Origin of the sequence: Klebsiella sp. AqSCr, from assembly GCF_008452795.1 — a bacterium.
In the GTDB taxonomy this organism is placed as follows: domain Bacteria; phylum Pseudomonadota; class Gammaproteobacteria; order Enterobacterales; family Enterobacteriaceae; genus Klebsiella; species Klebsiella pneumoniae.
The window spans coordinates 3,726,189-3,750,327 of sequence record NZ_MJDM01000005.1; the positions used below are offsets into that span (position 1 = coordinate 3,726,189).

A 24,139-nucleotide genomic window follows, 5' to 3' on the forward strand; every position below is an offset into this window, starting at 1 on the left:
TGAGTATTTAATTAAGCTTCACTTTTAGATGACTGGTTGTGAAACAGTTCGCGGAATACCGGGTAGATATCCTCCTGGTCGCGAATATGCTGCATGGCGAAATTATCAAAGGTCGCCTGCAGGTGTTCATACTCGCGCCACAGGGTCTGATGCGCCCGGCGGGTAATTTCGATATAGCTGTAATAACGCACCACCGGCAGAATTTTCTTCGCCAGCAGTTCGTGGCACAGCGGGGAGTCATCGGCCCAGTTGTCGCCATCCGACGCCTGGGCGGCGTAGATGTTCCACTGCGCCGGATCATAGCGGGCCTGCACCACTTCATCCATCAGCTTCAGGGCGCTGGAGACAATGGTGCCGCCGGTTTCCTGAGAATAGAAGAATTCGTGCTCATCCACCTCTTTTGCCTGGGTATGGTGGCGGATATAGACCACGTCGACGTTTTTATAAGTCCGGCTGAGGAACAGATACAGCAGGATATAAAAGCGCTTGGCCATGTCTTTGGTGGCCTGGTCCATCGAGCCTGAGACGTCCATCAGACAGAACATCACCGCCTGGCTGGAAGGCTCCGGCCGTTTTTCGTAATTTTTGTAGCGTAAGTCAAAGGTGTCGATAAACGGCACCCGCTCGATTTTAGCCCGCAGTTCGGCAATCTCTTTGCGCAGGCGCTCCTCCTCCAGCAGCTGCACCGGTTCGCTGCGGCTGATGGCTTCCAGATCCTCCTCCAGGGCGCGCAGTTCACGACGCTTGCCGGCGGTCATCGCCGTACGGCGGGCCAGCGAGTTCTGCAGTGAACGTACCACGCTGATGTTGGCTGGCACCCCATTGGAGGTAAAACCCGCGCGATGGGTTTTAAACTCGTTCAGCTGCCGGTGCTGGTTTTTCTTCAGGTTCGGCAGGGCCAGATCTTCAAATAACAGATCCAGGTATTCATCTTTCGAGATCTGGAAGACAAACTCATCCTTTCCTTCACCATCGGCGCTGGCTTGCCCCTGACCGCTACCGCCACCGCCGCCACCGCCCTGCGGGCGCTCAATGCGGTCGTTTTGCACAAAATGGTCGTTGCCCGGGTGGACGCGGTTGCGCAGGCCGCCGCGACCCTGATGAAACATCGGCTCGTTGATATCGTCCGTCGGGATCGAGACGGATTCTCCGCTCTCAATATCGGTCACCGAGCGCTTGTTGATGGCCTCGGAGATCGACTGTTTAATCTGCGCCTTATAACGGCGCAAAAAGCGCTGGCGGTTGACGGCGCTTTTGTTTTTCCCGTTCAGGCGTCGGTCTATGAACCAGGTCATATGCCCTCCTGTACTGCATTAGCCAACTTTACTTATCATCATTCAGCTGCAGTTGACCCGGCGGCGTGCCGCCGGGTTGGACGCATCAGGACGATTTACGAACCCGCAGGTACCACTCGCACAGCAGGCGAACCTGTTTGCGGGTGTAGCCTTTCTCCATCATGCGGTCGACAAAGTCGTCGTGTTTTTTCTGCTCATCGGTTGAGGTTTTGGCATTAAACGAAATGACCGGCAACAGCTCTTCGGTATTGGAGAACATTTTCTTCTCAATAACCGTGCGCAGTTTCTCATAGCTGGTCCAGTTCGGATTACGTCCGCTGTTGTTGGCTCTGGCACGCAGCACAAAGTTGACGATTTCGTTACGGAAGTCTTTCGGGTTGCTAATCCCGGCTGGCTTCTCAATTTTCTCCAGCTCGGCATTCAACGATTCACGGTCAAACAGCTGCCCGGTGTCCGGATCGCGGTATTCCTGATCCTGGATCCAGAAGTCAGCGTAGGTGACATAGCGATCGAAAATGTTCTGCCCATACTCGGAGTAGGATTCCAGATAAGCGGTCTGGATCTCTTTGCCGATAAACTCGGCGTATTTCGGGATCAGATAGCCTTTGAGGAATTCCAGATAGCGCTCGGCCTGCTCCTGTGGGAACTGTTCGCGCTCAATCTGCTGCTCCAGCACATAGAACAGATGCACCGGGTTAGCGGCCACCTCGACGTGGTCGAAGTTAAACACCCGAGACAGGATCTTAAAGGCAAAGCGGGTGGAGAGCCCGTTCATCCCTTCATCAACCCCGGCGTAATCGCGATACTCCTGATAGGACTTCGCTTTCGGGTCGGTATCTTTCAGACTTTCGCCGTCATAGACCCGCATCTTCGAGTAGATGCTCGAGTTTTCCGGCTCTTTCAGGCGCGACAGAATCGAAAAGCGCGCCAGGGTTTCCAGGGTGCCCGGGGCGCATGGCGCATGGGTCAGCTCACTGTTGTTGAGCAGTTTTTCATAGATGCGGATCTCTTCGGAGATACGCAGGCAATAAGGCACCTTGACGATATAGACGCGGTCGAGGAAGGCCTCATTGTTCTTGTTATTACGGAAGGTCACCCATTCCGATTCGTTGGAGTGAGCAAGGATGATCCCGTTAAACGGCAGGGCGGAGATCCCTTCGGTGCCGTTATAGTTACCTTCCTGGGTGGCGGTCAGCAGCGGATGCAGCACCTTAATCGGCGCTTTAAACATCTCGACGAACTCCATAATCCCCTGGTTGGCGCGGCACAGCGCACCGGAGTAGCCGTAGGCGTCCGGGTCGTTCTGCGCATAGTGTTCCAGCTTACGGATATCCACCTTACCGACCAGCGCTGAAATATCCTGGTTGTTTTCATCACCCGGTTCGGTTTTGGCGATGGCAACCTGCTCGAGAATCGATGGCCAGACTTTAACCACGCGGAATTTCGTGATATCGCCGCCAAACTCGTGCAGGCGCTTGGCCGCCCACGGCGACATAATGGTGCCGAGATAGCGGGTCGGGATGCCGTACTCTTTCTGGAGGATCTGCGCATCTTCCTGTGGATTGAACAGGCACAGCGGGTGATCGTTGACCGGACTGCGTTCGCCGTTGGCGCTCAGCACATAGATGGGCACGCGCTGCATCAGCGCTTTCAGCCGTTCAGCCAGCGACGATTTACCACCGCCCACCGGCCCCAGCAGATAGAGGATCTGTTTCTTCTCTTCCAGCCCCTGGGCGGCATGCTTGAGGTAGGAAACGATCTGCTCAATGGCGTCTTCCATACCGTAAAACTCTTCAAATGCCGGATAGCGTGCGATAACCCGGTTTGAAAAGAGACGGGATAGCCGCGGCTCGAGAGCCGTATCAACCATGACGGGTTCACCAATGGCCATCAACAGACGTTCTGCCGCATTGGCATAGGCACTGCGATCTTGCCGGCAGATGGTAAGAAACTCCTGCAGTGTGAACTCTTCGTCCTTGGCAGCTTCGTAGCGCTGGCGATAGTGATCGAATATATTCATGGCATGCCGTCCTTTCGTTTTTTAGCACAGGTTGAGAGCCGTTCATATGAATAGTGGGGGCCCCCGGAAGACATAAGCTGAACATCGCTCTCCTGGTATCCAGCAACCCTTATGCCAGGTTGCGGGTGGGGTAGCGTGAATGTGCCCGGCAATTACACCTTCTAAATTTAAGCGTAGATGCATTTAGAAATCTTGCATGGCGCAGAAAATCAATTTCAATGACATATCAATAACTCATCCTGAACATGACGCTTTTTGATTCGTTGGGACGTAAAGTTGTCATCGGGCTGTCACCGGATGGTAAGAGAAGGGTGGCAAAGTGAACGATTTGTGTCATATCGGGTAAAGAATTTGAGGCATGAGACCTACGACGGTACACTGCACGGGCTGATTATTTGACAACGGGAATATGGATTGTGACTAAAATCAAACTTCTGGCACTCGGCGTGCTGATAGCGACGTCCGCCAGCGCGGCGCATGCCGACGGGAAGTTCACTCTTGGGGCTGGCGTAGGGGTCGTTGAGCATCCGTATAAGCAATATGATGCGGATGTCTACCCGGTGCCGGTCATTAGTTATGAGAGCGAAAACTTCTGGTTCCACGGTCTGGGCGGGGGTTACTACCTGTGGAATGACACCAACGATAAACTGTCGATTACGGCCTACTGGTCGCCAATGTACTTCAAGCCGGGCGACAGCGACAGCGAGCAGATGCGTCGACTGGATAAACGTAAATCGACCGTGATGGCCGGTCTTTCTTATGTCCACAACACGCCCTATGGCTTCCTGCGCACGACGATTGCCGGCGATACGCTGGATAACAGCAACGGTATTAACTGGGATCTCGCCTGGCTGTACCGTTACACCAACGGTAACCTGACGCTGACGCCGGGTATTGGCGTGGAGTGGAACAGCGACAATCAGAACGAATACTACTATGGTGTCTCCCGGCACGAGTCGCGCCGCAGCGGCATGCGCAGCTATGACCCGGACAGTAGCTGGAACCCGTATCTGGAACTGTCGGCTAACTATCGCTTCCTTGGTGACTGGAGCGTTTACGGCGTGGCGCGCTACACGCGTCTGTCGGATGAAATTACCGACAGTCCGATGGTGGATAAATCCTGGAGCGGTCTGATCTCCACCGGGATCACCTACACCTTCTGATTGTGCATTCTTACAGTGCGCTTCATGCATCAAAACAGGGCCTTGCGCCCTGTTTTGCTTTATGGTGGTGCATACGGTTAAGGAGGAGAAGATGGTGAAAAAAACAGTACGCTTCGGCGAGCAGGCGGCAGTGCCGGCCATCGGGCTGGGCACCTGGTATATGGGCGAACATGCGGCGCAGCGTCAGCAGGAAGTGGCTGCACTGCGGGCGGGCATCGACCATGGACTGACGGTGATCGATACGGCGGAAATGTACGCCGACGGCGGGGCGGAGGAAGTGGTGGGCCAGGCGATCCGCGGTCTGCGCGACCGGGTAGTGCTGGTCTCCAAAGTCTATCCCTGGCATGCCGGCAAAGCGGCGATGCACCGCGCCTGTGAAAACAGCCTGCGCCGGCTGCAGACTGACTATCTGGACATGTATCTCCTGCACTGGCGCGGGGATATCCCGCTGCAGGAGACGGTTGAGGCGATGGAGAAGCTGGTGGCCGAGGGCAAGATCCGCCGCTGGGGCGTCTCTAATCTGGACACCGAGGATATGCAGGCGCTGTGGCGGACGGCGGATGGCGAGCACTGTGCAACCAACCAGGTGCTCTACCATCTCGCATCGCGGGGCATTGAATACGATCTCCTGCCCTGGTGCCAGCAGCACAGTCTGCCGGTGATGGCCTACTGCCCGCTGGCGCAGGCGGGGCGCTTACGCGATGGACTTTTTCAGCATAGCGATATCATTAATATGGCTAACGCGCGGGGGATTACGGTAGCGCAACTGCTGCTCGCCTGGGTGATTCGTCATCCGGGAGTGCTGGCGATCCCGAAAGCGGCCAGTATTGAGCATGTGGTGCAGAATGCCGCAGCGCTCGACATCGTCCTTAGTGGGGAAGAGCTCGCGCAGCTGGACCGCCTCTATCCGCCGCCGCAGCGAAAAACCCGGCTGGATATGGTTTAACCCATCGTTCACGGCAAAGAAAAACAAAAGCCCCGTTACCAACGGGGCTTTTGCTATTAGCGTTTTTTCACACTGATGGTTTGCGCCAGGCGAGAGGGCGTCTCTTCGCTGGCTTTCTGCGGCTGGGTTACGCAGCAGGTTTCGACGCAAACGAAGGTTTTGTAGCCATCGTCCGGCATATCGCCCATGCTGACGGACAGCGCCGGGCCCGGGTTCCAGGCCACCACATTGTGCTGATGATGATGCACCACGTCGATAGTGCGGTTTAGCGCGTCGTCATGGATCACGCTGCAGCTGTCGGCGTTGAGATAGACGCGATCGGTGCGGTCAGGGAAGGTCTGCACGCCGTTGCTCAGAACGCCTTCTTCGGCATTGTTCACTTTATCGATATAGCGCTCGCCAAGACCGCTCACCTTCACCGCCGCGATATCGCCGACGTTGAAATAGCTGTGCAGGGCAGAGGTGGTCTCGAATTCACCGTGGGCTTCCAGCTCGATTTCACTGGTCTTACCCAGCTTAAAGCGGGCATAGAGGGTGAACTCGTGCGGCCAGAGCTTCATGGTTTCAGCGCTGTGCTGGAGCGCAAAGGTCAACATGACGCCGCTGTCGTCTTCGTCATGACCTTCCAGGGTCCATGGCAGATTGCGGGCAAAGCCGTGCGACGGCAGACCTTGCTGCGCAGAAGGACCAAACCAGGGCCAGCAAATCGGCACGCCGCCGCGCAGGGCGACGCCTTGTTTAAACGGGGTGTTGTTGCTCAGCCACAGAACTTCTTCTTCACCGGCGGGTTTCCAGGAGAGCAGGTGCGCCCCCTGCAGCGCCACAGAGGCTTTCACCTGCGGATGGTCGATGACAATCAGCTCCAGGTCGTCCAGCTGGCGACGGGAGATCACGGGAGAAATGGTTTCATTCACCGGGAGAGCAAAAATTTTATTTATCATTGTGCAATCCTATCTCTGCAGACAAAAAAAAGAGCGACCGAAGTCGCTCTTACAGATTACTTTTTCATCTCAACTTATTTGGAGATGTGGGCAATCAGATCCAGAACTTTGTTGGAGTAGCCGGTTTCGTTGTCGTACCAGGAAACCAGTTTCACGAAGTTGTCGTTCAGTGCGATACCCGCTTTAGCATCGAACACGGAAGTGCAAACTTCGCCGTTGAAGTCGGTAGAAACAACGTCGTCTTCGGTGTAACCCAGAACGCCTTTCATAGCGCCTTCAGAAGCGGCTTTGATGGCTTTCTTGATTTCTTCGTAGGACGCTGCTTTTTCCAGACGAACGGTCAGGTCAACAACAGATACGTTCGGAGTTGGAACGCGGAACGCCATACCGGTCAGTTTGCCGTTCAGTTCTGGCAGTACTTTACCTACTGCTTTAGCAGCGCCGGTAGAGGACGGGATGATGTTCTGAGCTGCGCCGCGGCCGCCGCGCCAGTCTTTGTGAGACGGGCCATCAACGGTTTTCTGAGTAGCGGTGGTAGCGTGGACGGTGGTCATCAGGCCTTCAACGATACCGAAGTTGTCGTTGATAACTTTAGCCAGCGGCGCCAGGCAGTTGGTGGTGCAGGAAGCGTTGGAAACGATGTCCTGGCCAGCGTAAGCGTCGAAGTTAGCGCCGCGAACGAACATCGGAGTGTTGTCTTTGGACGGGCCAGTCAGAACGACTTTTTTCGCGCCAGCGGTGATGTGTTTACGAGCGGTTTCGTCGGTCAGGAAGATACCGGTTGCTTCAGCAACAACGTCAACACCAACTTCGTCCCACTTCAGGTTAGCCGGGTCACGTTCAGCGGTAACACGGATTTTTTTACCGTTAACGACCAGATGACCGTCTTTCACTTCAACGGTACCGTCGAAACGACCGTGAGTGGAGTCATACTTCAGCATGTAAGCCATGTACTCTGCGTCTAACAGGTCGTTGATTGCAACGATCTCGATGTCAGAACGTTTCTGAGCAGCACGGAAAACAATGCGACCGATACGGCCAAAACCGTTGATACCTACTTTGATAGTCATATATTCCACCAGCTATTTGTTAGTGAATAAAAGGTTGCCTGTAAAATTACAAAAACCTTACGCAGCGTCAAGCGGAATCGTGTCAATCATTGCGACAAATCAATCCTGAGCAGACCTTTGCGCGATTGATTTGCCTCACTTTCCCTTTGAGCCCAATTCCATATGGGGGCTGCGCGCGGAATTTTAAAGGGCATTTAAGATAAAAACGTGATTTAAGTCACAATTATCTGGCTGCCTGTGGGCACCGGATAAGTTTAGAACAAAAGTGTACGCTTCATTGTTAATGTTTTGTTAGAATTGGAGCGAAAGTAGTCCATTGCAAAGCGAGATGTAAGCCCATGGCGAATAAACCCACCCCGGAAGAGCTGAAAAATGGCTTGAGCGAAATGCAGTTTTACGTGACGCAGCATCATGGCACCGAACCGCCTTTCACCGGACGGCTGTTGCACAACAAGAAAAATGGCGTGTACCACTGCCTGGTGTGCGATGCGCCGCTGTTTAACTCCCAGACTAAATACGACTCCGGCTGCGGCTGGCCGAGCTTCTACGAGCCGGTAAGCGCGGAGGCCATTCGCTATCTGACCGACAATTCGCACGGCATGCAGCGCATTGAGATCCGTTGCGGAAACTGTGATGCCCATCTCGGCCACGTGTTTCCGGATGGTCCGCAGCCGACCGGCGAGGGCTATTGTGTCAACTCGGCATCGCTGAGCTTCACCGATGAGCAAAATGGCGAGCAAATCAAGGGTTGAAGAAACGATTCAGCAAATTATTCCAGGCGGAGGTGAGCGGAAGATGGATATTGAGCAAATTATCGACAGTATGACGCCGGAAGTGTATCAGCGTCTGGCGACGGCGGTAGAGCTGGGAAAATGGCCGGATGGCGTCGCGCTGACGCCGGAGCAGAAGGAAAATAGCCTGCAGCTGGTGATGCTCTGGCAGGCACGGTATAACACCGACGCCCAGCACATGACCATCGACACCAGCGGGCAGATGGTAATGAAGAGCAAACAGCAGCTGAAAGAGGATTTTGGCATCGTGCCGAAGCCGATCGCCACCGTTAAACTGCAATAAACCGCCGGCCGGCGGTGAGACGTTCCGGCGTCGGGTAACCGCGCGCCGGATGGCGTCATGTCGAATGACCGCGTCCGGCGGTCAGCCGCTTCGCTTACTTTTTGTTCATCATCGCTTTCAGATCGGCAAACGGGTTGTAGGTGGCCTCGCCGACGCTCTTTTGCGCATCTTCCCCTGCCACCACCGTGGAGCCATACTGATCGGCTTCGGTGTACTTGGAATGTTCGTGATCGTGACAGTACAGGCACAACATCTCCCAGTTGCTGCCATCTTCCGGGTTATTGGAGTGGTCGTGATCGATGTGGTGCACCGTCAGCTCGCGCAGATTGGAGTAGACAAACTCCTGTGAGCAGCGTCCGCACACCCAGGGAAAAAGCTTGAGCGCCTTTTCGCGGTAACCCACTTCCAGACGTGCGTAATTTTTGGGGATATAGGCCATGGCCCCCTGCCTCCTGTCAAACGGTTAAGCTGCGCCAACCCCTGGCGCAGCGGATAACAGGCATCATAACCTATCCCGGGCGGCGTGATATACCTGCATTGCAGGCGATGCTGCCTGCGTCACGCCTCCCGGTGCCGACGATGCGGCGGAACAGCCATGATTAGTGTTTGATCCCCAGCGATTCCGCCAGCTGACGGGCCAGCTGATTCTGGTCATCGGCGCCATATTCCCAGAACATGGCCCCGGCGAGGCCCTTCGCCTTGAGATAGTCCGCCTTAATGGCTACCGAGCGCGGGTTCTCATAGGAGAGGGCGAACAGCGGCTTGCCCTCCGCGGACTGCACCGACAGCCACGGAACCTTCGCCTCATCGTCCCAGTGCTCGGTAAAACGCTTTTGCGGATCGTTGAGCAGTTTGCCCACGATATCATTGTATTTCACGTAGGTGTCTTTGCTCAGGTCATAGCCCAGCGAGGCAAACAGCGCGATCTGTTGTGGCCCAAAATAGGGCTGGGTGACCGGATTGTTTTGCGCATCCGGTTTCGTCCAGTCAATCCCCGGCTCGACCGCCCGTTTCGGTACCCGGCCATAAAAACCAATCCCGAGGTTCATCTGGCTGGGTTTAAGCCCGGCGGCCAGGTAATTGTTGACCACAAAATCGGCGCTGTATTTATCCGCTGCGGCGACCGTCGGCCAGTGGCTGGAGTCATACAGATTCGAGTTGAAGTACTGCGTGCCGTAGGCCATGTCGTAGGTCATCAGGTTGATGTAGTTCAGCACCGGGGCCACCGCTTTGACGTCCACCCAGCTTTTCGGGCTCTCGGCATTGGCGCCCACGGCGATAGTCACCAGCTTTTGCTCACCGACTGCCTCACGCAGCGATTTCAGCAGGGCAGTGAAGTTGTCGCGGTCAGCCGGCTGGCTGGCCACCAGTCCCCAGGCGCCGTTGACCGGAAACTCCCAGTCGAGGTCAATGCCGTCCAGACCATATTGCTGGATGATTTTCTGCGCGGAACGAATAAAGACGGCGCGACTTTCTGCGGTCGCCGCCGCGCCGGAGAAACCACGCGCGCCCCAGCCGCCGACCGACAGCAGGACTTTGAGGTCCGGATTCTGTTTACGCAGGGCGGGGAGCTTTTGCAGATCCGCCTGCACCTTCGGCGACAGCCAGATCTCGTGCAGATGAGCAGGATCCTTCAGGGCCGCATTGGTCTCGTCTTTTTCATCGTTATAGATAAGGCCAAATGAGTAGTTGAGATGGGTGATCTGCCGGACGTCCAGCTTATCGATATCACCGCCCGGCCCGGCGGTGACGTCGCCGCCGCCGTTAAAATAGCCGACGGACATCAGCGGTTGGGCAGAGAGCGCGGAAGCGCAAAGCAAGGACAAAGCTGCCAGCAAGGGCAAACGTTTCATAGTGGTTCCTCTTTGACATAAAAATAACCACGCCACGGAAATGGCGTGGCGAAAAAACAGCCTTGCCAGACTAGCAGCAATAACCTGTTGAAACTGCGAGAGAGTTCAATTTATGGACAATAGCGAGGCGGCAGAAGGCATCCTTTAGTGGTCAGTCATTGTCATTCCTTCATTTTCTCATAATGAAATTTGCTGTATTTGTGATCTGAGTTGTGAAATGCAGATCTATATCTGCGTTTTAAAGATTTAATGTTGACCTTGAAGATTGTGTGGTTAAGTATGACGACCATTGAAGCAAAACCACAAATCAACAAAGGAAGACGCAATGAAAGCACTGGCAAGATTTGGTAAGGCCTTTGGCGGCTATAAGATGATTGATGTACCGGAGCCGATTTGCGGCCCGGATGACATCGTGATTGAAATCAAAGCGGCGGCTATCTGCGGCGCTGACATGAAGCATTACAATGTTGATAGCGGATCGGATCAATTTAACTCCATCCGCGGCCATGAATTTGCCGGACAAATTGTCCGCATCGGCGACAAAGTCAAGGACTGGAAAGTCGGTCAGCGGGTGGTTTCTGACAACAGTGGGCACGTGTGCGGTGTATGTCCGGCCTGCGAACAAGGTGATTTTCTGTGTTGTACAGAAAAAGTTAATTTAGGACTTGATAACAACACCTGGGGGGGCGGATTTTCGAAATATTGCCTGGTGCCAGGTGAGATTCTCAAAATTCACCGCCATGCACTGTGGGAGATCCCGCAGGGCGTTGATTATGAAGAAGCCGCGGTGCTGGATCCTATCTGTAACGCTTACAAATCTATTGCTCAACAATCCAAATTTCTACCTGGCCAGGACGTCGTGGTTTTTGGTACCGGTCCATTAGGGCTCTTTTCCGTGCAAATGGCGCGCATCATGGGGGCAGTGAACATCGTCATGGTCGGACTGGAAGAGGATGTCGCGGTACGCTTCCCTATTGCCAAAGAGCTGGGGGCGACAGCGGTCGTCAACGGTTCGACCGAAGATGTGGTCACGCGTTGCCAGGAAATCTGCGGTAAAGACAACCTGGGCCTGGTTATCGAATGCTCCGGCGCTAATATTGCCCTCAAACAATCTATCGAAATGCTGCGCCCCAACGGGGAAGTGGTTCGCGTGGGCATGGGTTTCAAACCTCTCGATTTCTCCATCAACGACATTACCGCGTGGAACAAAAGCATCATTGGTCATATGGCCTACGACTCCACCTCCTGGCGTAATGCTATCCGCTTGCTGGCCAGCGGTGCGATCAAAGTCAAACCGATGATCACTCACCGTATCGGCCTGTCGCAATGGCGCGAAGGGTTTGACGCTATGGTCGATAAAACCGCGATTAAGGTCATCATGACCTACGACTTTGATGAATAAGCCCATTTATTAAAGGAAGGTTCCCGGATGGAACATATAGCAAAACCGCATTGTGGCGCGAGGCTGGATCGACTGCCAGATTGTCGCTGGCATTCGTCAATGTTTGCCATAGTCGCCTTCGGATTACTGGTCTGCTGGAGTAATGCCGTAGGCGGATTAATTCTCGCGCAGTTAAAAGAACTTGGCTGGACCGATAATTCCACCACCGCTACGTTTTCCGCCATTACGACTGCGGGAATGTTTCTCGGCGCGCTCGGTGGTGGGATCATTGGCGATAAAATCGGGCGTAAAAACGCATTTATTCTGTATGAAGCGATTCATATTATTGCCATGGTCGTTGGGGCGTTTTCACCGAATATGACCTTCCTGATCGCCTGCCGTTTTGTCATGGGGGTTGGATTAGGGGCGCTCCTGGTGACCCTGTTTGCCGGGTTCACCGAATATATGCCTGGCAGAAATCGCGGCACCTGGTCAAGCCGGGTCTCGTTTATCGGCAACTGGTCTTATCCGCTCTGTTCGCTCATCGCCATGGGATTGACGCCGTTAATTAGCGCAGAATGGAACTGGCGAGTACAGTTATTGATCCCGGCCGTACTGTCGCTAATGGCGACTATTATTGCCTGGCGTCGTTTCCCGGAGTCGCCTCGTTGGCTTGAGTCCCGCGGGCGCTACGCCGAAGCTGAAAAGGTAATGCGTGCCATTGAAGAAGGGGTTGTTCTGCAGACCGGCAAGCCGCTACCGCCTGTGGTAATTGAAGATGACGGCAAAGCCCCGCGCGCAGTTCCTTATTCGGCCTTATTAACAGGTGTGTTGCTGAAACGCGTTATTTTAGGTTCCTTTGTCCTGATCGCCATGAACGTTGTCCAGTATACCTTAATTAACTGGCTGCCGACGATATTTATGACCCAGGGCATTAATCTTAAAGACTCGATTGTCTTAAACACGATGAGTATGTTTGGCGCGCCGTTTGGGATTTTTATCGCCATGCTGGTCATGGATAAAATACCCAGAAAAACTATGGGGGTGGGGCTGTTGGTATTAATTGCCGGGCTGGGATATATCTATTCTCTGCAAACCAGCATGCTATTAATTACGTTAATTGGCTTCTTTCTGATTACGTTTGTGTATATGTACGTTTGCTACGCCTCGGCAGTCTATGTTCCGGAAATATGGCCGACAGAAGCGAAGCTTCGCGGTTCCGGTCTGGCGAATGCGGTTGGGCGTATCAGCGGTATCGCCGCTCCTTATGCGGTCGCGGTATTGCTTAACGGTTATGGCGTGACGGGGGTATTTGTTCTGCTGGGAACCGTCTCCATTATTGTCGCCATTGCCATTGCGACCATCGGAATTGAAACCAAAGGCGTCTCTGTCGAAAGTCTCGGTATTGATGCAGTTACCAGCAAATAATATTGACGGGAAATAAAATGAAAAATTCAAAAGCGATATTAAAAACCCCGGGTACGATGAAAATTATTGCCGCCGATATCCCGGTACCCAAAGAGCATGAAGTGCTGATCAAAGTTGAATACGTTGGTATTTGCGGTTCAGATGTTCACGGGTTTGAATCGGGCCCTTTTATTCCGCCGAAAGACCCAAACCAGGAAATTGGTCTCGGGCATGAATGTGCCGGTACGGTGGTGGCGGTGGGAAGTCGCGTCAGTAAATTTAAACCGGGCGACCGGGTGAACATTGAACCCGGCGTGCCGTGCGGCCACTGCCGCTACTGTCTGGAGGGGAAATACAACATCTGCCCTGATGTCGACTTTATGGCCACGCAGCCTAACTATCGCGGCGCGCTAACCCACTATCTATGCCATCCGGAAAGCTTCACTTACAAGCTACCCGATAACATGGGCACCATGGAAGGCGCGCTGGTAGAGCCTGCGGCGGTAGGGATGCATGCCGCAATGCTGGCTGACGTGAAGCCTGGCAAGAAAATCGTCATCCTGGGGGCCGGCTGTATTGGCTTAATGACCCTGCAAGCCTGTAAGTGTTTAGGGGCAACCGACATCGCCGTTGTCGATGTTCTGGAAAAGCGTCTGGCCATGGCCGGGAAGCTTGGGGCGACGACCGTCATCAACGGTGCGAAAGAGGACACCGTCGCCCGCTGTCAGCAATTCTCCGGCGATATCGGGGCAGACATTGTTTTTGAAACGGCCGGCTCGGCGATCACCGTGAAGCAGGCTCCGTATCTGGTGATGCGCGGCGGGAAAATCATGATCGTTGGTACGGTTCCCGGAGATTCGGCGATTAATTTTCTCAAAATTAACCGTGAAGTCTCAATTCAGACCGTTTTCCGCTATGCCAACCGCTATCCGGTCACCATTGAAGCCATTTCCTCCGGGCGTTTCGATGTCAAGTCGATGGTGACGCATATTTATGATTATGAAGATGTTCAGCGCGCGTTTGACGAGTCCGTTAACAACAAACGCGAAATTATCAAAGGCGTTATTAAAGTTAACCATTAATTTATTGAAAAGGGAGAAGCAACCATGCTGGCCGATATTAAATATTGGGAAAGCGATGCCCAGAATAAACATTACGCGATTGCCCACTTTAATGTTTGGAATGCGGAAATGTTAATGGGGGTCATTGATGCGGCAGAAGAGTCTAAATCGCCGGTAATTATCTCTTTCGGTACCGGTTTTGTGGGTAATACCTCGTTTGAAGATTTTTCGCATATGATGGTATCGATGGCTAAAAAAGCCTCGGTGCCGGTTATTACCCATTGGGATCACGGGCGTAGCATGGAGATTATCCACAACGCCTGGGTCCATGGTATGAATTCGCTGATGCGCGATGCCTCCGCCTTTGATTTCGAAGAAAATATTCGCCTGACTAAAGAGGCGGTGGACTTCTTCCACCCTCTGGGCATTCCGGTTGAAGCGGAGTTAGGCCACGTGGGGAATGAAACGGTTTATGAAGAAGCGTTGGCGGGCTACCACTATACTGACCCGAGCCAGGCGGCGGAGTTCGTCGAACGTACCGGCTGCGACTCTTTGGCGGTGGCAATTGGTAACCAGCATGGGGTTTATACCTCAGAACCCAAACTGAATTTTGAGGTGGTTAAACGCGTACGCGAGGCGGTATCCGTTCCGCTGGTGCTGCACGGCGCGTCCGGTATTAGCGATGCGGATATCAAAAAAGCTATTTCATTAGGCATTTCGAAAATCAATATCCATACCGAACTGTGTCAGGCGGCAATGGCGGCGGTGCAGGAGAATCAGAATCAGCCTTTCCTGCACGTTGAGCGCGAGGTCCGCAAAGCGGTTAAAGTGCGCGCTATGGAGAAAATCAAACTGTTTGGCTCTGACGGTGAAGCGGAATGACAATATGGAGAATATCGAGGTTATTTGTATCGGGGCAGCTATTGTTGATATTCCCCTTCAACCGGTGAGTAAAAATATCTTTGATGTTGACTCTTACCCATTAGAACGCATTGCCATGACCACGGGAGGGGATGCGATTAATGAAGCGACAATTATTTCTCGTCTCGGTCATCGCACGGCGTTAATTAGCCGCGTGGGCGATGACGCGCCAGGACATTTTATTGTCGATCACTGTCGGCGGGAGAATATTGATATTCAGAGCCTGAAGCAGGATGCCGATATTGATACTTCCATTAATGTGGGTTTAGTCACCGCCGATGGTGAACGTACTTTTGTCACCAATCGCAACGGCAGCCTGTGGAAACTAAATATTAACGATGTTGATTTAGACCGCTTCTCGCAGGCAAAGGTGCTGTCGCTGGCGAGTATTTTTAATAGCCCGCTGCTCGATGGTAAAGCGTTAACGGAGATTTTTACGCAGGCGAAAGCGTATCGGTTAATTATTTGCGCCGATATGATTAAGCCCCGCCTTAACGAAACGCTGGAAGATATTCGCCATGCGCTGAGCTACGTGGATTATCTGTTTCCCAACTTTGAAGAGGCGAGACTTCTCACCGGGAAAGAGACGCTGGATGAAATTGCCGACAGCTTCCTCGACTGCGGCGTGAAAACGGTAGTGATCAAGACCGGCAAGAGAGGCTGCTTTATCAAGCGTGCCGATATGAAAATGGAGGTCCCTGCGGTGTCGGGAATTACCGCCATCGACACCATCGGCGCGGGGGATAATTTTGCCTCGGGATTTATCTCCGCGCTGCTTGAAGGCAAGCCGCTGCGCGAGTGCGCGTTGTTTGCTAACGCAACGGCCGCAATATCGGTACTGAGCGTGGGTGCCACAACGGGCGTGAAAAACAGAAAGCTGGTTGAACAACTTCTCGACGAATACGAAGGGTAATAGCGGCAGATGAAAATGATTCCTTTAGGCAGTACGGATATTAAACTTTCCCGCATGGGATTAGGGACATGGGCTATTGGCGGCGGTCCGGCATGGAACGGCGATCTCGATTTGCAGGTTTGCATCGATACCATTGTCGAGGCGCATCGCTGCGGCATTAATCTGATTGATACCGCGCCGGGATACAATTTTGGCAACAGTGAAGTGATTGTCGGGCAGGCGCTGAAAAAGCTGCCGCGTAACGATATCGTTGTCGAAACCAAATGTGGCATCGTCTGGGAGCGGACGGGCAGCCTGTTTAACAAAGTTGGCGATCGTCAGCTGTACAAAAATCTCACGCCTGAGTCGATTCGCGAAGAGGTGGAAGCCAGCCTGCAAAGGCTGGGTATCGACACCATTGATATCTATATGACCCACTGGCAGTCCGTAGAGCCCTGTTTTACGCCGATTGCGGAAACTGTAGATACGCTGAACGCACTGAAAAAAGAGGGGAAAATTCGTTCTATCGGTGCGGCGAACGTCGATGCCGGGCATATCAGGGAGTATCTCAAACACGGTGAGCTGGATATCATCCAGGCCAAGTACAGCATCCTTGACCGGGCGCTGGAAGGTGAACTGCTGCCGTTATGCCGGCAGAATGGCATCATTGTGCAGGTCTATTCACCGCTTGAGCAGGGGCTGTTGACCGGGACTATCGGCCGGGATTATGTTCCCGGCGGCGCGCGGGCTAACAAAGTCTGGTTCCAGCGGGAAAATATGCTGCGGGTAATGGATATGCTCGAGGAGTGGCGGCCGCTGTGTGCAAAATACCACTGCACGATCCCCGCGCTGGCGCTGGCGTGGATTTTAAAACAGAGCGACTTAATCACCTTGCTGAGTGGCGCAACGTCACCAGAGCAAGTTCGCGAGAATACTGATGCATTAACTATCGCCTTGACTGATGAGGATTCACTATTAATGCGTGAAATGGCAGTAGCGCTGGATACGAAGTAACGGGAGAACGGCCTGGCCTCTGTTTCTGTGTAATAGAGTATTAAAATCTGTGATTCAGACAGGTTCTTTTGAAAATAAACATAGCCTGTGAGATACTACGGTCTTATTATTACGTTGCAGGAAACAGAGGTGTTATCGTGGCGGCAAAAGACAGGATTCAGGCCATCAAGCAAATGGTGGCTAATGATAAGAAAGTGGTGGTTTCTCATTTAAGCTCAATTTTTCAGGTCACGGAGGAAACTATTCGCCGCGATCTTGAAAAGCTCGAAGATGAGGGTTTTCTGACCCGTACGTATGGCGGTGCGGTATTAAACACCACCGCATTATCCGATAACATTCATTTTTATAAACGCGCAAAGTCTTTCTTTGAAGAGAAACAGACCATTGCCCGTAATGCATTACCATTTATTAAGAATAAAACCACTATGGCTGCTGATTCCAGCAGTACGGCGATGGAGTTATTAAAACTGCTGAAGAAAAGAAACGATCTCACGCTGTTAACCAACTCGGCGGAAGCTTTTCACGAGCTGGCGCAGTCGGAAATTAACGTTGTTTCTACCGGCGGTGAACTGAATAAAAATACGCTGTCGCTGCAGGGAAGAATCACTAAGGAAATTATCAGTCGTTATCACGTTGATATTATGGTAATGAGCTGTAAAGGGCTGGATATGAAGAACGGAGCGCTTGACTCCAACGAAGCAGAAGCGGAAATCAAGAAAACGATGATTCGCCAGGCGACGGAAGTGGCGCTGTTGGTCGATCACTCTAAGTTCGATCGTAAAGCTTTTGTCCAGTTGGTAGATTTTAGCCATATTAATTACCTTATAACCAATAAGGCACCAGGTGCGGAATGGATAGCATTTTGTAAAGAGAATAATATTCAACTCGTTTATTAGCTTTATTGCTATTCCGATTAATATTATTTTAGTTTGCGCCTGGGTAATGCCATAAAAATTTAATGATGATGGATGGCGCGGCAAAAGTGACTCTGCCGCTGTCGCCATATTTTATATTTTAGCTGAAATTGAGGCATCCTGATGGAACAATGTGACCCTATCGGCGCAAGATTAGACCGCTTACCTTTATCGCGATTTCATTTTCGTATTTTTGGTATCATCAGTTTTAGTTTATTAATCACCGGTTTTCTCAGCTATTCTGGCAACGTGGTGCTGGCAAAGTTAGTCAGCAACGGCTGGTCAAATAATTACCTCAATGCGGCATTTACCTCAGCGCTGATGTTTGGCTATTTTATAGGTTCGCTAACCGGCGGTTTTATAGGTGATTATCTCGGGCGACGTAAGGCATTTCGCCTGAATTTGCTGATCGTCGGGATTTCGGCTTGTGTGGCAACCTTTGTGCCTAACATGTACTGGCTTATCTTTTGCCGCTGTCTGATGGGCTGCGGAATGGGGGCGTTAATAATGATAGGTTATGCTTCATTTACCGAGTTTATTCCACCCGCAGTGCGCGGAAAATGGTCCGCCCGGCTCTCTTTTGTCGGTAACTGGTCGCCCATGCTATCGGCGGCTATTGGCATAGTGGTGATTGCTTTTTTAAGCTGGCGGATAATGTTTCTGCTCGGCGGCGCGGCTATGCTGCTTGCCTGGTATCTGTCGGGAAGATATTTTATTGAGTCTCCGCGCTGGCTGGCGGGTAAAGGGCAGCGAAGCGCGGCTGAAAAGCACCTCCAGCAGGTAGAGTCGCAAATCGAGAAAGAGAAAAACATTATCTTACCGGCCTGGCAAAGCGCGGAACATAGGGCGGAGGTGGGTGTGGAAAGCGGCTCTTTCTGGTTGTTGTTTAAAGGCCACATGCTGCGGCGAACGCTGGTGGCAATTACGGTGCTCATCGCGATGAACATTTCGCTCTATACTATTACGGTGTGGATCCCGACAATTTTTGTTAATTCGGGGATCGACGTGACAAAGTCAATCTTGATGACCGCGATTATTATGATTGGCGCGCCGGTGGGTATATTTATAGCCGCGCTGATTATCGACCGTTTTCCGCGGCGATTGTTTGGCTCATCGTTGCTGATTATTATTGCGCTTCTCGGCTACTTCTATTCGATTCAAACCGCAGAGTGGGCCATCTTAAGCTATGGCCTGGTGATGATTTTTTTCCTGTACATGTACGTCTGCTTTGCCTCGGCGGTGTACGTGCCTGAGTTGTGGCCAACGCATCTCCGGTTGCGCGGTTCAGGCTTTGTCAACGCGGTAGGGCGGATTGTTGCCGTCTTTACCCCCTACGGTGTCGCGGTCCTGTTGACCCGCTCCGGGGCGATTACGGTTTTTATGGTGCTCGGGGTAATGCTGGTGCTCTGCGCGCTAATCCTGTTCTGCTTTGGCATCGAAACGCGCAAGATCTCGTTGGAGGAGATTTCAACGCTGGCCTGAGAAAAGCGCCGACAGGAAGAATGCCTGTCGGCACAGGTTACGCGTGGGTTTCCCGCCAGTCGTCGAGGGTATAGAGCGTGGCGCCCGCGGCGGCCATTTCCATAAACGCCTGGCTGCTGTCCTGCGGCTGCAGATTTACGCCGCGACAGCCGTCGGTGATGACGTTGACCGCGTAGCCCAGCGCCAGGGCATCCAGCACGGTGAACTTAACGCAGTAATCGGTGGCGAGGCCGAGAACGGTCAGCTCCACGATCCCCTGACCACGCAGCCAGCCGTCCAGTTCGGTTTTCTGCCGGTGACCGTTGTCAAAGAAAGCGCTATAGCTGTCGATGATCCGGTTTTGCCCTTTGTGGAACACAGCGGCGATCGCCTGCTGCTTGAGCAGCGGATGCAGCGCCGCGCCTTCGCTGTGCTGCACGCAGTGATCCGGCCAGAAAGTTTGCGCCAGGCCGTCCAGCTCGCCCTCGGTGTAGGGTTCCACCTGGTGCTGGCTGGCGAAACTGCCGTGATCCGCCGGATGCCAGTCCTGGCTGGCGACGATGGGCTCGCCGCGCGCCAGGCTCCAGTCGATAAGCGCATTGGCTACGTCGACGGTACTGTCGCCTTCAGGAACCGCCAGCGCGCCGCCGGCGCAAAAGTCGTTCTGCAAATCAACCAGTAACAGCGCTCGATGTGCCATACGTCCTCCTTAAGCCTCGTCGGGGGTGAGTTCGCCACGCAGATTTTGCTGCATCGCCGCGCGAATGGCGTCAACGTCCAGCTGCTGGCTAAGCAGATAGTGTAGCTTGGTCAGCGTCGCTTCCACTGTCATATCGAAACCACTGATGACCCCCGCCTGGGCGAGGGCGTTGCCGGTGGCATAGCCGCCCATGTTCACCTTTCCGGACATGCACTGCGTCAGATTGACCACCACAATACCGCGCTGGCTGGCTTCCGCCAGCACCTGAATAAACTCGCCATTCTGTGGGGCATTGCCGACGCCATAGGAGCGGAGGATCAGCGCTTTCACCGGTTGGCGCAGAAAATTGCGCACCACGTCGGCGGAGATGCCGGGGTAAATCGTCACCACGCCAATCGGCTGCGGAGTGATGGGGTGCACGATAAGATCTCCGCTGCCCTGCGGCGCCGGCGGAGTACCGAGACGGCGAATATGGATCCCGGCCTCCAGCAGCGGGGCAAGGTTTGGCGAGGCGAAAGCGTCGAAGCCGTCGGCATGGGCTTTGGTGGTGCGGTTGCCGCGGAACAGTCGATTGTTGAAGAACAGCGCCACTTCGTTAATCGGATAGTTGGCGGCGACGTACAGGGCGTTGAGCAGGTTAATCTGACCATCGGAACGCAGCTCGGCCAGCGGAATTTGTGACCCTGTCACAATGACCGGCTTGCCAAGGTTTTCCAGCATGAACGACAGCGCCGAGGCGGTAAACGCCATGGTGTCAGTTCCGTGGAGGATCACAAAGCCATCATACTCCTCATAATGGCTGCGGATATCGTCGGCGATGTGCTGCCAGTCCTCGGGGGTCATATCGGATGAATCCATCAGCGGATGGTATTCATGGATCGTGAAGTCCGGCATCTCCGGACGATGGAACTCCGGCATCAGCGCCAGCTGACGCTGCAGATGGCCGGAAACGGGTACATAGCCGTGTTCAGAGCGCTGCATACCGATGGTCCCACCGGTGTAGGCAACGTAAATCGATTTTTTTTGCATAGCATCGCTTAGGTTGGTCGTAGACAGGCGCAGTATAAAGAGACGCAGGAAAAAATACAGCGTCGGTCGCGGGCTTTGTGGCAGTGTTGGCAGGAGAGGGAAAAAGGCTGCCCCGGGAGACGGGGCAGCCGCTGCGTATTAACGGATGTTAGCGCAGGTCAGGCAGAAGGCATAGCGATTCTGCGGGTCGTTAAACGCCGCCAGCTTGTCGCTCTCCGCTTTCACCGTCTCGGCCGCCGCGGCGACCGGCGCAGGCAGCCAGGCCTGAATGGCCGCCGGCAGCGAGGCGCGTACCGAGCCGGTCAGGCTATCCAGCACCATCGAGAAGAAGGTCGGCTCTTCCTGATAGTAGTTGAGGTGCCAGGTTTTCAGCTTCGCCAGCTCGGCGGCTTTGGCCACCGCGTCGTCGAAGTCGCCGAGGCTGTCGACCAGGCCGTTGGCTTTGGCATCTTCCCCGGTCCAGACGTGGCCCTGGGCGATCTGGTCGATTTTCTCCGGCGTGCTCTTACGGGCGTTAGCCACCAGGGTGATAAAGCGCTGATAGCCATTCTCAATGCTCAACTGCATCAGCTGCTGCACTTCCGGCGGCAGCGCTTTGGTGCTGGAGACATCCGCCAGCGGCGACGTGGCGACGCCGTCGGTGTGGACGCCAATCGACCCGAGGGTATTTTCCACGGTGTTGATCACCCCAAAGATGCCAATGGAGCCGGTGAGGGTGCTTGGGTTCGCCACGATGTAATCCGCTGGGGTGGAGATCCAGTAGCCGCCGGACGCCGCCATGCCGCCCATCGAGACCACTACCGGTTTACCGGCGGCTTTGGCTGCCGCCAGCTCTTCACGAATGATTTCCGAAGCGGTTACGCTGCCGCCCGGGCTGTTTACGCGCAGAACGATGGCCTTAATTTTCGGATCGAGGCGCGCATCGCGAATTTGCGCTGCGGTGGTATCGCCGCCGACGTTGCCCGGGGTCTCTTCACCGTCCATGATGGCGCCGTTGGCGAAGATTACCGCGATGGCGGAACCCTGGTCAGACGGCGTCTTCACGTTGTAGTCGTAATAGCTGATCGCCCGGTAATTGTTATCCGCTTTGCTCCAGCCAAACTGTTTGGTCAGCGCCTTTTCCACTTCCGTGGAGGTCGCCAGCTCATCCACCAGCTTATTGTCCAGCGCATATTTCGCCGTATCGCCGCCCACCTTACGCAGGCCATCGATAATGCCCTGGGCGCCCGGGAAGAGCTGCTGGGCGGTGATCTGGCGGTTGGCGGCAATGGTGTTGAGGTAGTTCTGCCACAGTTCGCCAATCCAGCGGCTATCCGCTTCGCGGGCGGCAGGGGACATATCATCGCGGATGAATGGCTCGACGGCGGATTTATAGGTGCCGACGCGGAAGACATGGGTGGAGACCTTCAGCTTATCCAGCAGCGATTTGTAATATAGCCCGTTGGTAGCGAAGCCGTGCAGGTCTACCTCGCCCTGCGGCGAGAGCCAGATTTTGTTGGCGAAGCTCGCCAGGTAGTACTGGCCCTGGCTGTAGCTGCTGCCAACGGCATACACCGGTTTGCCGCTATCGCGGAATTCGCGCAGCGCTTTGCCGATGTACTGCATGGATGGCTGGTCGCCGCCGACGAAGTTTTTCAAATCCAGCACAATACCGGTGATATTGCGGTCATCCTTCGCCTGGCGAATGGTCTGCACGATATCGAACAGGGAATTCTCCTGCAGACGGTCCGAGCTGGCGCCAAACAGCTGGCGGCCAATCACGCCGAGCTTGCTGCTGGCGGATGGTTTATCCACCACCACGCCGGTAATATCCAGCAACAGCGCGCCGCGCGCGGCATGTTCGCTGGTGGTGCTGCTGAACTGGCTCCAGATGCCGATACACACCAGCACCAGCACCAGGAAGATCGCATTGAGGGCCAGTTTGCGAATAAAGTTGAGTATCCGCCACGTCCATTTAAAAAAGCTGGCAATCAGTCGCCAAAGGGTTCGCATGTCTTCTCCCTAACGTTATCTAAAAAGGGCAGGCCGCAGGGGCCGCCGCGTCTGGCTATCCTAAAGAGTGAGCCGTCGGTTGTCAGCAGGAATCACCGACCGCGCTGTAACAAAATCCTTGTGCATGTTAATTTTATGAAAAATGACATCACAGGAGTTATACAGATGGATGCTCTCGATCTACTGCTTAATCGCCGGAGCGCTTCCCGCCTGGCGGAACCTGCCCCGGCGGGCGAACAGCTGGAAAACATTCTGCGCGCCGGGCTGCGCGCCCCGGATCATGGCACCCTGCAGCCGTGGCGCTTCTTTATTATCGCCGATGACGGCCGCGAGCGCTTCAGCCAGTTGCTGGAAAAAGGGGCCAGAGAGGCCGGCCAGGATGAGAAGGGAATTGAGAAAGCCCGCAATGCGCCGTTCCGCGCGCCGCTGATTATTACCGTGGTCGCGCGCTGTGAAGACCACCCTAAGGTGCCGCGCTGGGAGCAGGAAATGTCCGCTGGCTGCGCGGTGATGGCGATGCAGATGGCGGCCCTGGCTCAGGGATTCAACGGTATCTGGCGCAGCGGAGCATTGACCGAGAGTCCGGTGGTGCGGGCCGGCTTCAAGTGCCGCGAACAGGATAAAATTGTCGGCTTCCTCTATCTGGGGACGCCGCAGCTAAAAGCCTCAACCACCATTGCCCTGCCGGATACCGCGCCGTTTGTGACGCGATTCTGAGTCCGCGTGTGTTATGCCGGGTGGCGGCTGCGCCTTACCCGGCCAACGCATCCGGCTCTGACTGTCTGTAGGCCCGCGCAAGCGCAGCGCCGCCGGGCAAGGACAGCGGGCACAGAGCCGATTTTGTGCCGGGTGGCGGCTGTCGCCTTACCCGGCCTACGTTCGTACGACCTGTCGTTAATTTATTCACTTTTCTTGCTGAAACTGCCGGTGCTGACGGCCTCAAAATCGCTGAGACGTTCCCGGCAGGCCGGGGCAGCCCGCATGGATGCGGGCTGAGGGCCGTGT

The 24,139-nt window shown here is 54.2% G+C and carries 22 protein-coding genes; 13 read left to right on the forward strand and 9 right to left on the reverse strand.

Annotation, left to right across the window (positions count from 1 at the left end; translation table 11 throughout):
- Window positions 1–11: 11 nt before the first annotated feature.
- Window positions 12–1,295, reverse strand: a complete 1,284-nt coding sequence (locus tag BHE81_RS22220) for a YeaH/YhbH family protein (protein ID WP_023302059.1) — start codon at window positions 1,293–1,295, stop codon at window positions 12–14.
- Window positions 1,296–1,380: 85 nt separating this feature from the next.
- A complete protein-coding gene (gene yeaG / locus BHE81_RS22225; RefSeq protein ID WP_002901234.1) occupies window positions 1,381–3,315 on the reverse strand; it encodes a protein kinase YeaG in 1,935 nt (644 codons plus the stop codon).
- Between the two features lie 416 nt (window positions 3,316–3,731).
- Here yeaG and BHE81_RS22230 point away from each other — a divergent pair, with 416 nt between their 5' ends.
- Together BHE81_RS22230 and BHE81_RS22235 are read left to right on the forward strand one after the other, a co-directional pair.
- Window positions 3,732–4,478, forward strand: a complete 747-nt coding sequence (locus BHE81_RS22230; protein WP_002901236.1) for a MipA/OmpV family protein — start codon at window positions 3,732–3,734, stop codon at window positions 4,476–4,478.
- A 91-nt stretch (window positions 4,479–4,569) separates the two neighbouring features.
- Window positions 4,570–5,424 carry an aldo/keto reductase gene (locus tag BHE81_RS22235; RefSeq protein WP_004176538.1) on the forward strand — a complete coding sequence of 285 codons (855 nt, stop codon included), beginning with the start codon at window positions 4,570–4,572 and terminating at the stop codon, window positions 5,422–5,424.
- A gap of 56 nt (window positions 5,425–5,480) precedes the next feature.
- Here the strand turns inward: BHE81_RS22235 and BHE81_RS22240 are convergent, their stop codons facing one another.
- Together BHE81_RS22240 and gapA are read right to left on the reverse strand one after the other, a co-directional pair.
- Window positions 5,481–6,365 carry a D-hexose-6-phosphate mutarotase gene (locus BHE81_RS22240; protein ID WP_023302058.1) on the reverse strand — a complete coding sequence of 295 codons (885 nt, stop codon included), beginning with the start codon at window positions 6,363–6,365 and terminating at the stop codon, window positions 5,481–5,483.
- 74 nt (window positions 6,366–6,439) lie between these two features.
- Window positions 6,440–7,435 carry a glyceraldehyde-3-phosphate dehydrogenase gene (gene gapA, locus BHE81_RS22245; protein ID WP_002901243.1) on the reverse strand — a complete coding sequence of 332 codons (996 nt, stop codon included), beginning with the start codon at window positions 7,433–7,435 and terminating at the stop codon, window positions 6,440–6,442.
- A gap of 338 nt (window positions 7,436–7,773) precedes the next feature.
- Between gapA and msrB the strand changes: the two genes are divergently transcribed.
- Together msrB and BHE81_RS22255 are read left to right on the forward strand one after the other, a co-directional pair.
- Window positions 7,774–8,187: a peptide-methionine (R)-S-oxide reductase MsrB gene (gene msrB / locus BHE81_RS22250; protein WP_110246671.1), complete on the forward strand. Its 414-nt coding sequence runs from the start codon at window positions 7,774–7,776 to the stop codon at window positions 8,185–8,187.
- A gap of 43 nt (window positions 8,188–8,230) precedes the next feature.
- Window positions 8,231–8,509 (forward strand): YeaC family protein, encoded by a 279-nt coding sequence (locus tag BHE81_RS22255; RefSeq protein ID WP_002901249.1) that lies wholly within the window; start codon window positions 8,231–8,233, stop codon window positions 8,507–8,509.
- Between the two features lie 94 nt (window positions 8,510–8,603).
- Here the strand turns inward: BHE81_RS22255 and yajD are convergent, their stop codons facing one another.
- Both yajD and BHE81_RS22265 read right to left on the reverse strand, forming a co-directional pair.
- Window positions 8,604–8,948: an HNH nuclease YajD gene (gene yajD, locus BHE81_RS22260; protein WP_149888829.1), complete on the reverse strand. Its 345-nt coding sequence runs from the start codon at window positions 8,946–8,948 to the stop codon at window positions 8,604–8,606.
- Window positions 8,949–9,108: 160 nt separating this feature from the next.
- Entirely contained in the window at window positions 9,109–10,362 is a 1,254-nt protein-coding gene (locus tag BHE81_RS22265) for a glycoside hydrolase family 18 protein (protein ID WP_023302057.1), read from the reverse strand.
- 325 nt (window positions 10,363–10,687) lie between these two features.
- Between BHE81_RS22265 and BHE81_RS22270 the strand changes: the two genes are divergently transcribed.
- From BHE81_RS22270 to BHE81_RS22305, 8 genes are all read left to right on the forward strand, one after another.
- Window positions 10,688–11,764, forward strand: coding sequence for a zinc-binding dehydrogenase (locus BHE81_RS22270; RefSeq protein WP_002901258.1), 1,077 nt, complete (start codon window positions 10,688–10,690; stop codon window positions 11,762–11,764).
- Window positions 11,765–11,791: 27 nt separating this feature from the next.
- Complete coding sequence (locus BHE81_RS22275) at window positions 11,792–13,171, forward strand: MFS transporter (RefSeq protein ID WP_002901260.1); 1,380 nt, start codon at window positions 11,792–11,794, stop codon at window positions 13,169–13,171.
- Between the two features lie 17 nt (window positions 13,172–13,188).
- Window positions 13,189–14,232, forward strand: coding sequence for an NAD(P)-dependent alcohol dehydrogenase (locus tag BHE81_RS22280; protein WP_002901263.1), 1,044 nt, complete (start codon window positions 13,189–13,191; stop codon window positions 14,230–14,232).
- A 24-nt stretch (window positions 14,233–14,256) separates the two neighbouring features.
- A complete protein-coding gene (locus tag BHE81_RS22285) occupies window positions 14,257–15,093 on the forward strand; it encodes a ketose-bisphosphate aldolase (protein ID WP_023342880.1) in 837 nt (278 codons plus the stop codon).
- A gap of 4 nt (window positions 15,094–15,097) precedes the next feature.
- Window positions 15,098–16,045 (forward strand): sugar kinase, encoded by a 948-nt coding sequence (locus BHE81_RS22290; protein WP_002901268.1) that lies wholly within the window; start codon window positions 15,098–15,100, stop codon window positions 16,043–16,045.
- Window positions 16,046–16,054: 9 nt separating this feature from the next.
- Entirely contained in the window at window positions 16,055–17,038 is a 984-nt protein-coding gene (locus BHE81_RS22295) for an aldo/keto reductase (protein WP_002901272.1), read from the forward strand.
- A 137-nt stretch (window positions 17,039–17,175) separates the two neighbouring features.
- On the forward strand, window positions 17,176–17,934 hold the full coding sequence (locus tag BHE81_RS22300; protein WP_023302056.1) for a DeoR/GlpR family DNA-binding transcription regulator: 759 nt from the start codon (window positions 17,176–17,178) through the stop codon (window positions 17,932–17,934).
- Window positions 17,935–18,075: 141 nt separating this feature from the next.
- On the forward strand, window positions 18,076–19,434 hold the full coding sequence (locus BHE81_RS22305; RefSeq protein WP_002901278.1) for an MFS transporter: 1,359 nt from the start codon (window positions 18,076–18,078) through the stop codon (window positions 19,432–19,434).
- Between the two features lie 37 nt (window positions 19,435–19,471).
- Here BHE81_RS22305 and pncA read toward each other — a convergent pair whose 3' ends face one another.
- The 3 genes from pncA to sppA all read right to left on the reverse strand — a co-directional run bounded on the left by pncA (window position 19,472) and on the right by sppA (window position 23,134).
- Window positions 19,472–20,113 carry a bifunctional nicotinamidase/pyrazinamidase gene (gene pncA, locus BHE81_RS22310; RefSeq protein WP_023302055.1) on the reverse strand — a complete coding sequence of 214 codons (642 nt, stop codon included), beginning with the start codon at window positions 20,111–20,113 and terminating at the stop codon, window positions 19,472–19,474.
- 9 nt (window positions 20,114–20,122) lie between these two features.
- A complete protein-coding gene (ansA, locus tag BHE81_RS22315; protein WP_002901285.1) occupies window positions 20,123–21,142 on the reverse strand; it encodes an asparaginase in 1,020 nt (339 codons plus the stop codon).
- A gap of 138 nt (window positions 21,143–21,280) precedes the next feature.
- Window positions 21,281–23,134 (reverse strand): signal peptide peptidase SppA, encoded by a 1,854-nt coding sequence (sppA, locus tag BHE81_RS22320; protein ID WP_004140411.1) that lies wholly within the window; start codon window positions 23,132–23,134, stop codon window positions 21,281–21,283.
- 165 nt (window positions 23,135–23,299) lie between these two features.
- On the opposite strand from sppA, the gene BHE81_RS22325 reads away from it, so the two are divergent.
- Window positions 23,300–23,851, forward strand: a complete 552-nt coding sequence (locus tag BHE81_RS22325; RefSeq protein WP_023302054.1) for an NAD(P)H nitroreductase — start codon at window positions 23,300–23,302, stop codon at window positions 23,849–23,851.
- Window positions 23,852–24,139 lie beyond the last annotated feature (288 nt).

Bases quoted from the DNA above. Each gene is read 5' to 3' on its own strand.
- BHE81_RS22295 (WP_002901272.1), top strand. From the start codon at position 16,055: ATGAAAATGATTCCTTTAGGCAGTACGGATATTAAACTTTCCCGCATG.
- BHE81_RS22220 (WP_023302059.1), bottom strand. From the start codon at position 1,295: ATGACCTGGTTCATAGACCGACGCCTGAACGGGAAAAACAAAAGCGCC.
- yeaG (WP_002901234.1), bottom strand. From the start codon at position 3,315: ATGAATATATTCGATCACTATCGCCAGCGCTACGAAGCTGCCAAGGAC.
- BHE81_RS22275 (WP_002901260.1), top strand. From the start codon at position 11,792: ATGGAACATATAGCAAAACCGCATTGTGGCGCGAGGCTGGATCGACTG.
- pncA (WP_023302055.1), bottom strand. From the start codon at position 20,113: ATGGCACATCGAGCGCTGTTACTGGTTGATTTGCAGAACGACTTTTGC.
- BHE81_RS22280 (WP_002901263.1), top strand. From the start codon at position 13,189: ATGAAAAATTCAAAAGCGATATTAAAAACCCCGGGTACGATGAAAATT.
- BHE81_RS22290 (WP_002901268.1), top strand. From the start codon at position 15,098: ATGGAGAATATCGAGGTTATTTGTATCGGGGCAGCTATTGTTGATATT.
- BHE81_RS22235 (WP_004176538.1), top strand. From the start codon at position 4,570: ATGGTGAAAAAAACAGTACGCTTCGGCGAGCAGGCGGCAGTGCCGGCC.
- ansA (WP_002901285.1), bottom strand. From the start codon at position 21,142: ATGCAAAAAAAATCGATTTACGTTGCCTACACCGGTGGGACCATCGGT.
- BHE81_RS22240 (WP_023302058.1), bottom strand. From the start codon at position 6,365: ATGATAAATAAAATTTTTGCTCTCCCGGTGAATGAAACCATTTCTCCC.
- BHE81_RS22325 (WP_023302054.1), top strand. From the start codon at position 23,300: ATGGATGCTCTCGATCTACTGCTTAATCGCCGGAGCGCTTCCCGCCTG.
- BHE81_RS22265 (WP_023302057.1), bottom strand. From the start codon at position 10,362: ATGAAACGTTTGCCCTTGCTGGCAGCTTTGTCCTTGCTTTGCGCTTCC.
- yajD (WP_149888829.1), bottom strand. From the start codon at position 8,948: ATGGCCTATATCCCCAAAAATTACGCACGTCTGGAAGTGGGTTACCGC.
- BHE81_RS22305 (WP_002901278.1), top strand. From the start codon at position 18,076: ATGGAACAATGTGACCCTATCGGCGCAAGATTAGACCGCTTACCTTTA.
- BHE81_RS22255 (WP_002901249.1), top strand. From the start codon at position 8,231: ATGGATATTGAGCAAATTATCGACAGTATGACGCCGGAAGTGTATCAG.
- gapA (WP_002901243.1), bottom strand. From the start codon at position 7,435: ATGACTATCAAAGTAGGTATCAACGGTTTTGGCCGTATCGGTCGCATT.
- BHE81_RS22270 (WP_002901258.1), top strand. From the start codon at position 10,688: ATGAAAGCACTGGCAAGATTTGGTAAGGCCTTTGGCGGCTATAAGATG.
- sppA (WP_004140411.1), bottom strand. From the start codon at position 23,134: ATGCGAACCCTTTGGCGACTGATTGCCAGCTTTTTTAAATGGACGTGG.
- msrB (WP_110246671.1), top strand. From the start codon at position 7,774: ATGGCGAATAAACCCACCCCGGAAGAGCTGAAAAATGGCTTGAGCGAA.
- BHE81_RS22285 (WP_023342880.1), top strand. From the start codon at position 14,257: ATGCTGGCCGATATTAAATATTGGGAAAGCGATGCCCAGAATAAACAT.